This window comes from Ramlibacter sp. MAHUQ-53 (genome assembly GCF_052600055.1).
The window spans coordinates 139,933-153,594 of the sequence record NZ_JBQWTS010000004.1; the positions used below are offsets into that span (position 1 = coordinate 139,933).

Here is a 13,662-nt window from a genome sequence, read left to right on the forward strand (position 1 = left end):
CCTCAGGCGTTGTCCTCGAGCCACTGGTGCAGGTCGCGCACCGAGTGGGCGATGTGCAGAGGCCCCAGCTCGTGGAAGGCGTCCGGCTCGTGCGCGCCGTAGCTCACGCCGACGCTGGCGCAACCGGCGTTGCGCGCCATCTGCAGGTCGTGGGTGGTGTCGCCGATCATGAGGGTGCGCTCCGGGTCCACGCCGAACTCGCGCATCAACTCGTGCAGCATCCGCGGATGCGGCTTGCCCGCGGTCTCGTCCGCGGTGCGGCTGCCGTCGAACATGCCCTGGAGCTCCACGGTCCGCAACACCTCGTTGAGCCCCTGGCGCGACTTGCCGGTGGCCACCGCCAGCCAGTGGTGGCGCTCGCGCAGCTGCGACAGCAGCGGCAGCACGCCCTCGAACAGGCTCAGGTCGTCCTGGTGGACTCCGTAGTGATGGCGGTAGCGGGCCGACAGCTCGGGGTATTTCTCGGGCGGCACGTCGGGCGCCGCATGGGCCAGGGCCTGGGTCAGCGCCATGCCGATCACGTAGGCCGCGGCCTGGTCGGAAGGCTTCCGGCCCCCGACGTCGACCACCGCGCGCTGGATGCAGCGCACGATGATGGCCGTGGAATCGAACAGCGTGCCGTCCCAGTCGAAGGCGATGAGGTCAAACCGGCGCGGACGCGTCATGGGGTGCGAAGCTGTGGAGGTCGGGGGGCAGCGGCGCGAGCAGTTCGATGCGCTCGCCCGAGGCGGGATGGTTGAACTGTAAACGCCAGGCGTGGAGGAACATCCGCTTCAGGCCCTGCTTCTGAAGGGACTTGTTCAACTCGAAGTCCCCGTACTTGTCGTCCCCCGCGATCGGGTGGCCCTGCGAGGCCAGGTGGACGCGGATCTGGTGGGTGCGGCCGGTCTTGATGGTCACCTCCAGCAGCGAGAAGCCCGGCAGGCGCCGCGCCACCTTCACCAGGGTGATGGAACGCATGCCGTCCGGGTCGTCCTTGGCGACCACCTTGACGCGGCGCTCGCCGTCGGCCTGCAGGTACTTGTGCAGGGGCACGTCGATCACCTTCTTGCTCGCGGGCCAGTCGCCCACGGCCAGGGCCAGGTAGGTCTTGCCGGTCTCGCGCTCGCGGAACTGGTCCTGGAGCTTCGTCAGGGCCGAGCGGCGCTTGGCCACCAGCAGGATGCCCGAGGTCTCGCGGTCCAGGCGGTGCACCAGCTCCAGGAATTTCGCGCCCGGGCGGGCCTGGCGCAGTTGCTCGATGACGCCGAAGCTCACCCCGCTGCCGCCATGCACCGCCACGCCGGCGGGCTTGTCGATGGCGAGCAGATGGTCGTCCTCGAACAGCACCGGGAAGTCGCGCGCGGGCACCGGCTTGTCCTTTTTCAGTACAGCCTGCTGCGACACGCGCACCGGCGGCACGCGCACGACATCGCCGGCCTCGACGCGGGTGTCCGCCGCGGCGCGGCCCTTGTTCACCCGCACCTCGCCGGAGCGGATGATGCGGTAGACGTGGGTCTTGGGGACGCCCTTGAGGTGGCGGATCAGGAAGTTGTCCAGACGCTGGCCGGCCGATTCGTCGTCGACGATGACGCTGCGAACCTGGGCCGTCGGCGCGGGGTTTTCGGCCCCTATAATGTGTTTCACTAGCGCGATGCCGTAAGTGGTTGATTTTTCTTGGAAGTTTAGTCCACCCACCACTTCGGCCCGCTGGCAGGTCGATGCCACTGGCGTTTGACGGGCGGGAGAATCCCAGGCCAGAGCCTGCGATGGCCCCCCGCAGCACCGGAAGCGGCAAGACTTCGAAGCACCGATACGGAATACCCAAGGCCGCCAGCCTCCTGGCTTGCGGCCGGATTGAAACGAGAACACCTGTGTTGATGGCGATCTTGCGGATCCTGTGGCTGGCGCTGTGGCGCCCGGCCGCCGGCGTGCCGCCCGCCGTCGCCCGCGCCACCCGCGCGGGACCTGCCCGGGCCCGCGCCCTGGCGTACCAGGGGCGCCAATGCGGCCGCCACCCTCTCGTGCCCATCCACGCGCCCTGGACCCGCCCGCCGAGATAGTTCTCCCGGCCCGCGCACGTCCCTCCGGCAATTCCTTCTCGCTTCGAAGCCTCGCCAGGCATCGTGGACCCCCATGGGGTCGCATGGATGTTTGACATACAAAAGGTGACGCGATGAAGCGTATGCTGATCAACGCCACGCAGGCAGAAGAACGCCGCTTGGCCATCGTCGACGGGCAGAAGCTCCTCGACTACGAAATCGAGATCGAAGGGCGCGAGCAGCGCAAGGGCAACATCTACAAGGCCGTCGTCACGCGCGTCGAGCCCTCGCTGGAGGCCTGCTTCGTCGACTACGGCGAAGACCGCCACGGCTTCCTGCCGTTCAAGGAAATCTCCCGCCAGTACTTCGCCCCCGGCGTCTCCGTCTCCCAGGCCAAGATCAACGACGTGATCAAGGAAGGCCAGGAACTGCTGGTCCAGGTCGAGAAGGAAGAACGTGGCAACAAGGGCGCCGCCCTGACCACCTTCATCTCCCTGGCCGGCCGCTACGTGGTGCTGATGCCGAACAACCCGCGTGGCGGTGGCGTGAGCCGCCGCATCGAGGGTGATGACCGCGCCGAGCTCAAGGAGGCGATGGACCAGCTGGAGTACCCCAACGGCATGTCCATCATCGCGCGCACCGCCGGCATCGGCCGCAGCGCGCCCGAGCTGCAGTGGGACCTCAACTACCTGCTGAAGCTGTGGACCGCCATCGACGGCGCCGCCAAGGGCGGCAAGGGCGCCTTCCTGATCTACCAGGAGTCCTCGCTGGTCATTCGCGCCATCCGCGACTACTTCAACGGCGACATCGGCGACATCCTGATCGACACCGACGACATCTACGAGCAGGCGCAGCAGTTCATGTCGCACGTGATGCCGGAGCATGCGGGCAAGGTCAAGCGCTATCGCGATGACGCCCCGCTGTTCTCGCGCTTCCAGATCGAGCACCAGATCGAGTCGGCCTACGCCCGCGAGGTCAAGCTGCCCTCGGGCGGCGTGATCGTGATCGACCACACCGAAGCCCTGGTCTCGGTGGACGTGAACTCGGCCCGCGCCATCAAGGGCGGCGACATCGAGGAAACCGCCACCCGCACCAACCTGGAGGCCGCCGACGAGGTGGCCCGCCAGATGCGCCTGCGTGACCTGGGCGGCCTGATCGTCATCGACTTCATCGATATGGAGGAGTCGAAGAACCGCCGCGAGGTGGAGAACCGCCTGCGCGACGCCCTGCGCCAGGACCGCGCCCGCGTTCAGTTCGGCACCATCAGCAAGTTCGGCCTGATGGAAATGAGCCGCCAGCGCCTGCGCCCGGCCCTGTCGGAAGGCGCGTCGATCCCCTGCCCGCGCTGCGGCGGCCACGGCCACATCCGTGACACCGAGAGCTCGGCGCTGCAGATCCTGCGCATCATCCAGGAAGAGTCCATGAAGGACAGCACCGCCGCCGTGCACGTGCAGGTGCCGGTGGAAGTCGCCTCCTTCCTGCTCAATGAGAAGCGCACCGAGATCGCCAAGATCGAGCTGAAGCAACGCATCAGCGTGATCATGATCCCGAACAAGTCGCTGGACACGCCGCACTACAAGCTCGAGCGCCTGAAGCACGACGACCCGCGCCTGGACAGCCTGGCGGCCAGCTACAAGATGGCCGTGGAGGTCGAGGACCCGACGACGGTGACCCGCCGGTCGCAGGAGCGCACCAACAAGCAGGAGCCGGTGATCAAGGGCGTGCTGCCCGACGCGCCCGCCCCGGTGGTGCCGCCCAAGCCGGAGCCCGTGGCCAAGGCCCCGGCGCCGGCCCCCGCACCGGCCCCGGCGGTGCCTGCCGAGACCGGCTTCCTGGCCTGGCTGAAAGGCCTGTTCGGCGTGGCGCCTGCCGCCGCGCCCGCGCCGGCGCCGGCCGAGCCCGCCAAGGCGGCCCAGGAGGACAAGCGCGAGGGCCGCGGTGACCGCGGCGATGGCCGTGGACGTGGCCGCGGCCGAGGTGGCCGCGGTGGCGAAGGCCGTGGCGGTGAAGGCCGTGGCCGCGACGGCGACCAGCGCCGCGAAGGCGCGCCCGCAGCCGAAGGGGCCGAGGGCACGCAGCAGCCGGCGCGTGAAGGCCGCGGTGACCGCGGTGAGCGTGGCCGCGGCCGTGGCGAACGCGGCGAAGGCCGCGGTCGTGAGGGTGGCGAGGCCCGCGAAGGCCGGGAGCCGCGTGAGTCCCGCGAAGGTCGCGAAGCCCGCGAACCGCGCGAGGGCCGCGAACCCCGGGAAGCCCGCGAGCCGCGTGAACAGCGTGAGCCGCGCGAAGGCCGTGAGCCGCGCGAGGCCCGTGAGCCGCGCGAGGCCCGTGAGCCCCGCCAGCCACGTGAAGCCCGCGAGCCGCGCGAGGCCCGTCCGCCGCGCGACGGCGTGCCGGCCGACGCCGCAGCCCTGACCGAGGGCACGCCGGTGGCCGAGACCGCGTCCGACGCCAACGCCCCCGAGGCCCGCGCACCGCGCGGCGAGCGCGGTGAAGGCCGCCGCGAGCGTGGCGAGGGCCGTCGTGAGCGCGGCGAGCGCCGCGAGCGCCCGGCACGTGACGATGCCCCCGCTGCAGAAGGCGAGCTGCCCCAGGCTGACGCCATGGCGCCGGTGGACGCCGCTGCGACCCCGTCCGACGAGGCCGTGACCGCCCGCCCCGAGGCCGAAGGCGCCGAGGGCGGCGAAGGCCGCCGCCGTTCGCGTGACCGCTACGGCCGTGACCGCCGCGAGCGCGGCGAGCGTGCCCCGCGCGACGAGTCGGCCGCCCCGGCGCCCGCGCAGGCGGACGCCGCCGAGGGCGACGGCGACGAACCGCGCCGCCCGCGCTACCCGACCGGCTTCGTCGCCGAGGAAGAGGCGGCCCCGGCAGCCGCCGCTGCGGCGCCCGTCGCGCCTGTCGAAGCCGCCGCGCCGGCGCCCGCACCCGCACCCGTTGCAGCCCCCGCCCCTGTGGCTGCCCCTGTGGCCGCCGCCGCAGCAGCGCCGTCCACCGGCGGCCTGCCGCGCGTGAGCCGCTTCGAGCTGCCGGTCAGCGAGCTGGTCCAGGTGGCGGAGCAGTCCGGCCTGCAGTGGGTCAACTCCGACGCCGGGAAGGTCGCCGCCGTCCAGGCCGCCATCGCCGCCGAGCCCAAGCCGGTACACGTGCCGCGCGAGCGCCCGCCCGTCGTCGTGGTCGATGAGGGCCCGCTGGTCCTGGTGGAAACCCGCCGCGACCTCACCCAGGTGAAGCTGCCCTTCGAAGCCGCGAACGGCTGACCCCCCCTGAGGATGGAAAAAAGCCCGGCGCTGCCGGGCTTTTTTCTTGCTCGCTCAGGTCGACAGCCTCACTCGGTGGCGGCCCGCTTCCACGCCTGCGCCGCGGTCACGCCGTCGCCGCGGTCCTCGGCGAGCAGGGCCAGGGCACGCCAGGCACTGCGATGCAGCTCGGCGTCTTGCAGGCCGAGGGCCGCCTGCGTGAGCAGCTGCTGCGCCTTGCCCCAGAGCTGTCGCTTCATGCAGGCCATGCCCGCCAGGTACTGCAGGGTGGCATCGCGCGGGTTGGCGCGCTGCGCCGCTTCGAAGCGGGCGAGCCAGGCGCCGTCGATGGAGTCGAGGCCAGCCTCCAGGGCGCGCACCAGGCGCACCTTGAGCGGTTCGGACAGGTGTTCCTGCTGCTCCCACACCGGCAGCAGCCAGTCGCGCGCGAGCTGCGCGTCCCCCTGGAGCGAGGCCATGCGCAGGGCCGCGTGGATGGCGAGCTCGGGCATCTGCCGCTCGGCCGGCTCCAGCGACTCCCAGGCGCGCTGGAGCTGCGCCACGTCATGCGCGTCGTTCAGCAGGTCGGTCGCCAGGCCGCGCACGATGCTCTGGGCTGCAGCCGGCGAGAAGGCGTGGTGCTTGGCGAGCAGGCGCGCGGTCTCGAGCGCGTCCGAGGACTGGCGCTCGAGGCGGGCGGCCTTGAGTTTCATGCGCAGGGCCAGCGTACGCCGGGCAGCGCCCTGCGGCAGTTCGGCGAGCCAGGCGCTGGCGGCCTGCGGCTCCCGGTCGTCGAGGGCCCAGCGGGCAGCCCGCATGAGGGCGCCCTCGCGCATGGCCAGGGCCTCGCGCGAGTTCGAGGGCGCGAGCGCCAGTTGCAGGTGCTGCTCGCGCGCCGCGCGGTCCTGAAGGGCCTGAGCGCTCTCGGCGACCAGCAGGTGCGCCATCGCGCGAAGCGGCTCGGCATGCGGCAACCGCACGCCGGAGGCCGCCAGTGACTGCTCCTGGGCCAGGGCGGCCTCGGCCAGCCTGCGGGCCCGCAGGAAGCGGCCGGCGAGCAGGTGGGCGGTGGAATCGACCACCAGGCCATGCAGGTCGCGCTCCTTGCGCTGGTTGCGCCAGCGCAGCGCCTGGCGCGGGAGGTCGAACAGCGCGGCCAGCGCCCGCAGCGCCGCGTGCAGGAACACGAAGGCCGCGACCAGCAGCAGCAGCACGAGGTTGAGGGAAAGGTCGATCCGGTAGGGCGGCCAGAACAGGGTCACCGTGCCCTGGTTGTTGCCGGCGAACAGGGCAATGGCCACGGCGACGCCGAACAGGGCCAGGAACCAAAGGGCTGCGCGCATGGGCGTCGTGCCTCGGGTCAGCGTCCGCCGGCCGTGGCTTCCAGCAGGGCCAGGGTCTCGTCGATGCGGGGAAGGTCCACGGAGCGCAGCTGCGCCTGCAGCTGCTGCAGCACGGCGGCGGCGGCCTGGGTGCGGCGGGCGGAGGGGTCGAAGTAGCGTGCCAGCGCCGCCGCCGCGGTGGCGAGGTCGGCGCGGGCCAGGTCGGTCTGGCGGGCCATCAGGGACAGGCGCGCGTTGAGCAGCTTGAGCTTGAGGTTCTCGCGCAGGAAGAAGGACTCCTCGGGCGAGACCAGCATGGCCTCGGGCTGGTCGATGCGGCTGACACGCACCAGGCCGCGGGCCTCCTCCCACACCGTGCCCAGCGCACGCTCCCACCAGGTTCGCGGAGCGGCGGGCGCGCCCTCGCGGCGCGCCTGGGCCGCCGCAGCGCCCGGGCCGACGGCATTGGCCACGGGCAGGTCGTCGAGGCTGCGGGCGAGTTCGTCGATGCGTATCAGGAGGGCCGGCACGTCGGCGACCGCGGCGGCCTTGATCCGGTCCATGTCGCGGGCGATGGCGGCGCGCACGCGCGCCAGCCGGGGCTGGCTCACGCGGGCCAGGCGCTGGTCGGCGGCGCGCAGGGCGGCGAGCAGCGGCTCGGGACTGAGCGTGAGCTGGGCCTGCTGCTGCGCGAGGCGAAGGCCGGCCTCGATGTCCACCACCAGGTTCTCGTCGCGGGAGCGGCTGAGGCTCTGCATCAGATCCTCGAGCTGGGCGCGCTGGAGCGAGACCTCACTGAGCTTGGTGTCGGCAACCGCCTGGCGAGCGGCGAGTTCGCGCACCTGCTCCTGGGCCTGGCGTGCCAGCGTGCGCGCCTCGATGGAGGTGGCGCCGGAATCCGCGCTCTGGCGGGCAAGTTGCTCCTGGATGCTCCCCAGCCGCTGCCACAGCAGCCCGGCGGCCGCGAGGGCCGCCACGACCAGGACCACCAGCGCGTAGAGCAGCGGACGGGGAACCGGCACCCCCTCGCGCGCGGCGGCAGGCTCCGGCACGGGCCGGGCGGCGACGTCGGCGGCGGGCGCGCCTTCGCTGGGGGTCGGGTCGGTCATGCGTTCGATTGTAGGAAGCCCGCCACCGACTCGACGACGGGCCGTGTCTGCGCCACCACACCGAAGCCTGCTTCCTGCGCCGCCTGCGCGATCCGCGGGTGCGTGCACAAGGCGCGGCCCGCGCCGAACGACTCACCGGGCAGCAGCTGGCGCAGGTTGCCCACCGCCTCCGAGCTGCTGAAAAGCCACCAGCCGGCGCCCCGGACGGCCTCCCGCGCCAGCGCGCGCTGCGCGTGGTCCCAGGCCGGCATCCGGCGCACATAGGCGACCACGGTATCGACCCGGGCGCCGGCATCGGCCAGTTGCCCGGCGAGCCACGGGCGTCCTGTGGCCTGCCCCTCGGCGTCGCCGCCACGCACGACCAGGGCGCGCGTGCCGCGGGTCGCCTGACCCCGCACCTGCTGCCACAGCGTTTCGGAATCGAACTGGGCGGCGTCGCCCGCGGGAGCGTCGACCTGGGCAGCCGGCACGCCCGCCGCCAGCAGGGCGGCGCGGGTCCCCGGGCCGGTGGCCCAGGCCCGCGTGCCCGCAGGCCAGGCGACCCGGTCGCCGAGCAGCCCCTGCACCGCATTGGCGCTGACGAACATGGCGATGGCGTATCCAGGCAGCGCCGCACGGGCGTCCGCCAGGGGCGCAGCATCCGGCGGCGGCGCGATCTCGATCAGGGGCAGGGCACGGGCCGGCAGCCCCTGAGCCTGCAGCGCCGCCACCCAGCGACCCGCGTCCTGCGCGGGCCGGGTGACCAGCACAGGGCCGGGCGTGGCGGGCCCGCTCACGACGCTCAGCGCGCGCCGCCGGCGCGCAGTTGCGCGGCGACCTGCTCGCCCAGGCGGGCGGCAGCCTCCAGGGTCGCGACGGACTCGCTCGCCTCCACGCGCACCAGCGCGGCACCGCCCTCGGGATCGCCCCAGGCGGCGCGCAAGTGCAGGGTGTCACCGCCGGTGAAGACCGCGTGCGCGGCCAGCGGCATCGAGCAGCTGCCGCCCATGGCGCGGCTGACGGCGCGCTCGGCCGACACGGCCAGCCACGTGGGCATGTGCGCCATCGGCGCGACGGCGCCGGCCACCTCGGGGCGGCTGGTGCGCGTCTCGATGCCCAGGGCGCCCTGGCCCGCGGCGGGCAGCATCTCGGACGGGTCGAAGACCTGGCGGATGCGGCTGGCCAGGCCCAGGCGCTTGAGGCCCGCGGCCGCCAGCACGATGGCTTCGTACTGCCCGTCGTCGAGCTTGCGCAGGCGGGTGTCGAGGTTGCCTCGCAGGGGCTCGATGCGCAGGTCCGGACGCAGGGCACGCAGCAGCACGACGCGGCGCAGGCTGGAGGTGCCGACCACGCTGCCCGGGGGCAGCTCGGACAGGCTCTGGAAACGGTTGGAGACCAGGGCATCGCGCGGGTCCTCCCGCTCCATCACGCAGGCGAGCGTGAAGCCCTCGGGCAGGTCCATCGGCACATCCTTCAGGGAGTGCACGGCCAGGTCGGCACGGCCCTCCTCGAGGGCCACCTCGAGCTCCTTGACGAACAGGCCCTTGCCCCCGACCTTGCTCAGGCTGCGATCCAGGATCTGGTCGCCCTTGGTGGTCATGCCCAGGAGGCCCACCTGGTGGCCGCGGGCCTGCAGCAGCGACTGCACATGTTCGGCTTGCCAGAGTGCCAGGCGGCTCTCACGGGTGGCGATGACCAGCTTGCTCAACGTCGTAACCTGTTCGGAACTGTTCGGGGATGGGGAGGTGAACGGGCGATGCTAGCATGGCGACTGCCAAAAAAATAAGCAGCCACTCCCGGAGGAATTCCATGCCTGCCAGCGCCCCGCCCTCGCCCGTCGCCTCGGCCAGCCGCCGCGCCCGCGACAACGAGAAACCCCTGGTCGAAGACATCCGCCTGCTCGGTCGAATCCTGGGCGACGTGATCCGCGAGCAGGAGGGCCTGGACGCCTTCGAGCTGGTCGAACGGATCCGGAAGCTGTCGGTCTCGTTCCGGCGCGACGCCGACCACGAAGCGGACAAGGCGCTGAAGACGCTGCTCAAGTCGCTCTCCGGCGAGCAGGCGGTGAGCGTGATCCGCGCCTTCACCTACTTCAGCCACCTGGCCAACCTGGCCGAGGACCGGCACCACATCCGCCGCCGCATCATCCACGAGCGCGCCGGCGACGCCCACGAGGGCAGCATCGACGTGGCGCTGGCCCGCCTGCGCTGGGCCGGCATCAGCCCGCGCACCATTGCCCAGACACTGGCCCACAGCTATGTCTCTCCGGTGCTCACGGCCCACCCCACCGAGGTCCAGCGAAAGAGCATCCTCGACGCGGAACGCGACATCGCGCACCTCCTGACCGCACGCGACGAGATCAAGGCACGCGCCCTGCCCAAGGACGCCCTGGCACCGCGTGAGCTGGCTGCCAACGAGGCGCAGATCCGCGCCCGGGTCATGCAGCTGTGGCAGACGCGCCTGCTGCGATTCACCAAGCTCACGGTGGCAGACGAGATCGAGAACGCGCTGTCCTACTACGAAGCCACGTTCCTGCGCGAGATCCCCAAGCTCTATGCCAGCCTCGAGCGCGAGCTGGGTCAGAACGAAGTGGCCAGCTTCCTTCGCATGGGCATGTGGATCGGCGGCGACCGCGACGGCAACCCCAACGTGAGCGCGCAGACCCTGGAGCTGGCGCTGCGCCGGCAGTCCGAGGTGGCCCTGCGCCACTACCTGACCGAGGTGCACTGGCTCGGCAGCGAGCTGTCGCAATCGGCCATGCTGGTCACGCCCACGCCGGCGATGCAGGCCCTCGCCGACAGCTCGCCGGACACCGACGAACACCGCAAGGACGAACCCTATCGGCGCGCCCTCGCGGCAATGTACGCGCGCCTGGCCGCCACCCTCAAGCAGTTCACCGGCGGCGACGCCGCGCGCCACGCGCTGGCCCCGCAGAACCCGTACCTGCGCGCCGAGGACTTCCTGGCCGATCTGCGCACCATCCGCGACTCTCTGCTGGCCGCCCACGGCGCGGCGCTGGTCGACCAGCGCCTGGCGCCCCTGATCCGCGCGGTGGAAGTCTTCGGGTTCCACCTGGCCACCATGGACCTGCGCCAGAGTTCAGACCAGCACGAGTCGGTGGTCGCCGAGCTGCTGGCCGCCGCCCGCGTCGAGCCCGCGTACGCCAAGCTGGAGGAACAGGCACGCCGCGCCTTGCTGGTCAAGTTGCTCTGCGATGCACGCCCGCTGCGTGTGGTGGGCGCCACCTACTCGCCCCACACCCAGGCCGAACTGGCCATCTTCCAGATGGCCCTGCAGATGCGCGGGCAGTACGGCCCGCAGGCGATCCGCCACTACATCATCAGCCACACCGAGACGGTGAGCGACCTGCTCGAAGTGCTGCTGCTGCAAAAGGAAGTGGGGCTGCTCACGGGCACGCTGGACGACAAGGCGTTGGCGCAACTGATCGTCGTGCCGCTCTTCGAGACCATCGAGGACTTGCGCAACGCCGCGCCGATCATGCGCGAGTTCTACGGCCTGCCCGGCATCGCCGCCATGGTGCGCCGCTCCGGCGGCGAGCAGGACATCATGCTGGGCTACAGCGACAGCAACAAGGACGGCGGCATCTTCACCAGCAACTGGGAGCTCTATCGCGCCGAGATCGCGCTGGTGCAGTTGTTCGACGAGCTCGCCAACAGCCATGACATCCAGCTTCGGATGTTCCATGGCCGCGGCGGCACGGTGGGCCGCGGGGGCGGCCCCAGCTACGAGGCCATCCTGGCCCAGCCCCCGGGCACGGTGCGCGGGCAGATCCGCCTGACCGAGCAGGGCGAGGTGATCGGCTCCAAGTACGCCAACCCCGAGATCGGCCGGCGCAACCTCGAGACCCTGGTGGCCGCCACCCTGGAGGCCACGCTGCTGCAGCCCACCAAGCCGGCGCCTCGCGCCTTCCTGGCGGCGGCGGAGTCCCTGTCGCAGGCCAGCATGCGCAGCTACCGCGAACTGGTCTACGAGACGCCCGGCTTCACCGATTTCTTCTTTGCCGGCACACCGATCCGCGAGATCGCCGAGTTGAACATCGGCTCGCGCCCGGCCTCGCGCAAGTCGAACCAGCGCATCGAGGACCTGCGGGCCATTCCGTGGGGCTTCAGCTGGGGCCAGTCCCGGCTGACGCTGCCGGGGTGGTATGGCTTCGGGTCGGCGGTGCACGCCTTCCTGCACGAGACCGAAGGCCAGACCCGGAAAGAGGGCCTCGCCCTGCTGCAGAAGATGTACAAGCAGTGGCCGTTCTTCCGCGCCCTGCTGTCGAACATGGACATGGTGCTCGCCAAGAGCGACCTGGCCCTGGGTTCACGCTATGCCGAACTGGTGGGCGATGCCCGCCTTCGCAAGCGGGTGTTTGCCACAATCGAAGCCGAGTGGCACCGCACGGCGGACGCCCTGGCCCAGATCACCGGGGAGAAGCAGCGGCTGGCGAACAACCCGGCGCTGCAACGCTCGATCCGCCACCGCTTTCCCTACATCGATCCCCTGCACCACCTGCAGGTGGAGCTGGTGCGCCGCTACCGCGAGGGCAAGGCGGATGCGCGGGTGCAGCGGGGCATCCACATCTCGATCAACGGGATCGCGGCGGGGCTGCGGAACACGGGTTGACTTCGTGTTCCCGCCAGCGGGCTGGTCACGCTCACTCGAGCATCACCAGGCCCGCATCGCCCTTGGGTGAGGAGGGGGGAGGTGCTACGACTCCTTGATCCAGCCGGGAAACGACGTCATCGCAACCGAACGGATCACCTGTCCCGCGGCAGCCGAGTCGACGCCCTCCGAACTGCCCTGGAACCGTCGCAGGACATTGCCCAGAACCTCCTCGAAGTCCTTGCGGTCCACGACCTCGTTCCCGTTGGACGCGAGAAGGGCTTCCAGGCGGTCGGCCAGGGCATTGATTTCGGGCTTCTTGAATCCGAAGCGCGCGCCCGACTCATACAGGACATGGCGCTCGGTCAGGGGCTTTCCCGGATTTCCCGTCCCACGTTCGTTCGTCAGCCGCAGATACGATGTCGGCGTCGCCTGGACGCCGGGCAGTTGGCCCGCGACTCCGAGTTGTGGATGCGGCTTGGCGGCCTTGACCGCCGCCTGCGGGGTGGAAACACCCTTCGCGTCCGACGAAGCATGGCCGGAACCGAAGTTTCTGAAGAACTGGGTGATGGACGACAGGGGCATGGCCGACACCTTCCGCGATGCGCGCGGTCAGCCCCTGAGTCGCAACCGGAACTGATGAGTTCCCCGTTCAGCGTGTCAGGGCGTCCCGTACCGCCGCCAACTGGCGCCTCGACACCGCCAGACGCTCCGGCACCCCATCGATCCGCACAGCCCAACCCTCCCCCTCCTCCGGATCGAGCTGCCGCTCCAGGGCGCGCAGGCAGCGCAGGGCAACCAGGGCATTGCGGTGGATGCGCAGGAACTGGCCGGGATAGCGCTCCTCGAGCTCGGTGAGTGCACCGTCGAGGATGTAGCTTCGGCCCGCCGTGCGTACGGTCACGTACTTCAGTTCGGCCTTGAAGTAGAGGATCTCGTGCAGCGGCAGCCGCACCACGTGCCCACGGTCCTGGATCACCACGTGGTCGAACGGAGTCTCCACCGGCGCCACCCGGGCGGACTGCGCCACGCGCTCCACTTTCTGCAGCGCCTGCTGCAGTCGCTCCAGGCGCACGGGCTTGGTGAGGTAGTCCACCGCGTCGACCTCGAAGGCCTCCACCGCATGGTCCGCATGCGCGGACACGAACACCACCGGCGGCGGCTCCGGCATGCCTCGCAGCGCCTGGGCCAGGGCCACGCCGTCGGCGCCGGGCATGCGCACGTCCAGCAGCAGCAGGTCGAAACGCTGGCGGCGCAGCATTTCCATGGCCTGGGTGGCGTTGCCGGCCTCGCCGGCCACCGCGGCTGCCGGGGTGCGGCAGTCCTCCAGGAGCGTGCGCAGGCGCGCGCGCGCCAGCGTTTCATCATCCACCACAAGTACTTGCAT

At 71.2% G+C, this 13,662-nt stretch carries 10 protein-coding genes; 2 read left to right on the forward strand and 8 right to left on the reverse strand.

What is annotated here, in order from left to right:
• Positions 1 to 2 precede the first annotated feature (2 nt).
• Both ACT80S_RS08145 and ACT80S_RS08150 read right to left on the reverse strand, forming a co-directional pair.
• Positions 3 to 665 carry an HAD family hydrolase gene (locus ACT80S_RS08145; RefSeq protein ID WP_377414909.1) on the reverse strand — a complete coding sequence of 221 codons (663 nt, stop codon included), beginning with the start codon at positions 663 to 665 and terminating at the stop codon, positions 3 to 5.
• The gene (locus tag ACT80S_RS08150; protein WP_377414912.1) at positions 643 to 1,626 is read right to left on the reverse strand and encodes an RluA family pseudouridine synthase; all 984 of its coding nucleotides are present in this window, start codon (positions 1,624 to 1,626) and stop codon (positions 643 to 645) included. The genes ACT80S_RS08145 and ACT80S_RS08150 overlap by 23 nt, the downstream gene beginning before the upstream one ends.
• 529 nt (positions 1,627 to 2,155) lie before the next feature.
• Between ACT80S_RS08150 and ACT80S_RS08155 the strand changes: the two genes are divergently transcribed.
• On the forward strand, positions 2,156 to 5,275 hold the full coding sequence (locus ACT80S_RS08155) for an Rne/Rng family ribonuclease (protein ID WP_377414915.1): 3,120 nt from the start codon (positions 2,156 to 2,158) through the stop codon (positions 5,273 to 5,275).
• A gap of 68 nt (positions 5,276 to 5,343) precedes the next feature.
• On the opposite strand, the gene ACT80S_RS08160 is transcribed toward ACT80S_RS08155, so the two are convergent.
• Genes ACT80S_RS08160 through hemC form a run of 4 tightly spaced genes read right to left on the reverse strand, consistent with a single transcriptional unit; the run spans position 5,344 to position 9,372 of the window.
• Positions 5,344 to 6,597, reverse strand: a complete 1,254-nt coding sequence (locus ACT80S_RS08160; RefSeq protein ID WP_377414918.1) for a heme biosynthesis protein HemY — start codon at positions 6,595 to 6,597, stop codon at positions 5,344 to 5,346.
• Positions 6,598 to 6,614: 17 nt separating this feature from the next.
• The gene (locus tag ACT80S_RS08165; RefSeq protein WP_377414921.1) at positions 6,615 to 7,685 is read right to left on the reverse strand and encodes a uroporphyrinogen-III C-methyltransferase; all 1,071 of its coding nucleotides are present in this window, start codon (positions 7,683 to 7,685) and stop codon (positions 6,615 to 6,617) included.
• Complete coding sequence (locus ACT80S_RS08170; RefSeq protein ID WP_377414924.1) at positions 7,682 to 8,461, reverse strand: uroporphyrinogen-III synthase; 780 nt, start codon at positions 8,459 to 8,461, stop codon at positions 7,682 to 7,684. Before ACT80S_RS08170 ends, ACT80S_RS08165 begins: the two co-directional genes overlap by 4 nt.
• A gap of 5 nt (positions 8,462 to 8,466) precedes the next feature.
• Positions 8,467 to 9,372, reverse strand: a complete 906-nt coding sequence (hemC, locus tag ACT80S_RS08175; protein ID WP_377414926.1) for a hydroxymethylbilane synthase — start codon at positions 9,370 to 9,372, stop codon at positions 8,467 to 8,469.
• A 101-nt stretch (positions 9,373 to 9,473) separates the two neighbouring features.
• Here hemC and ppc point away from each other — a divergent pair, with 101 nt between their 5' ends.
• On the forward strand, positions 9,474 to 12,296 hold the full coding sequence (gene ppc, locus ACT80S_RS08180) for a phosphoenolpyruvate carboxylase (RefSeq protein ID WP_377414929.1): 2,823 nt from the start codon (positions 9,474 to 9,476) through the stop codon (positions 12,294 to 12,296).
• 84 nt (positions 12,297 to 12,380) lie between these two features.
• On the opposite strand, the gene ACT80S_RS08185 is transcribed toward ppc, so the two are convergent.
• Both ACT80S_RS08185 and ACT80S_RS08190 read right to left on the reverse strand, forming a co-directional pair.
• Positions 12,381 to 12,860 (reverse strand): hypothetical protein, encoded by a 480-nt coding sequence (locus ACT80S_RS08185; RefSeq protein ID WP_377414932.1) that lies wholly within the window; start codon positions 12,858 to 12,860, stop codon positions 12,381 to 12,383.
• Positions 12,861 to 12,927: 67 nt separating this feature from the next.
• On the reverse strand, positions 12,928 to 13,662 hold the full coding sequence (locus tag ACT80S_RS08190) for a LytR/AlgR family response regulator transcription factor (protein ID WP_377414935.1): 735 nt from the start codon (positions 13,660 to 13,662) through the stop codon (positions 12,928 to 12,930).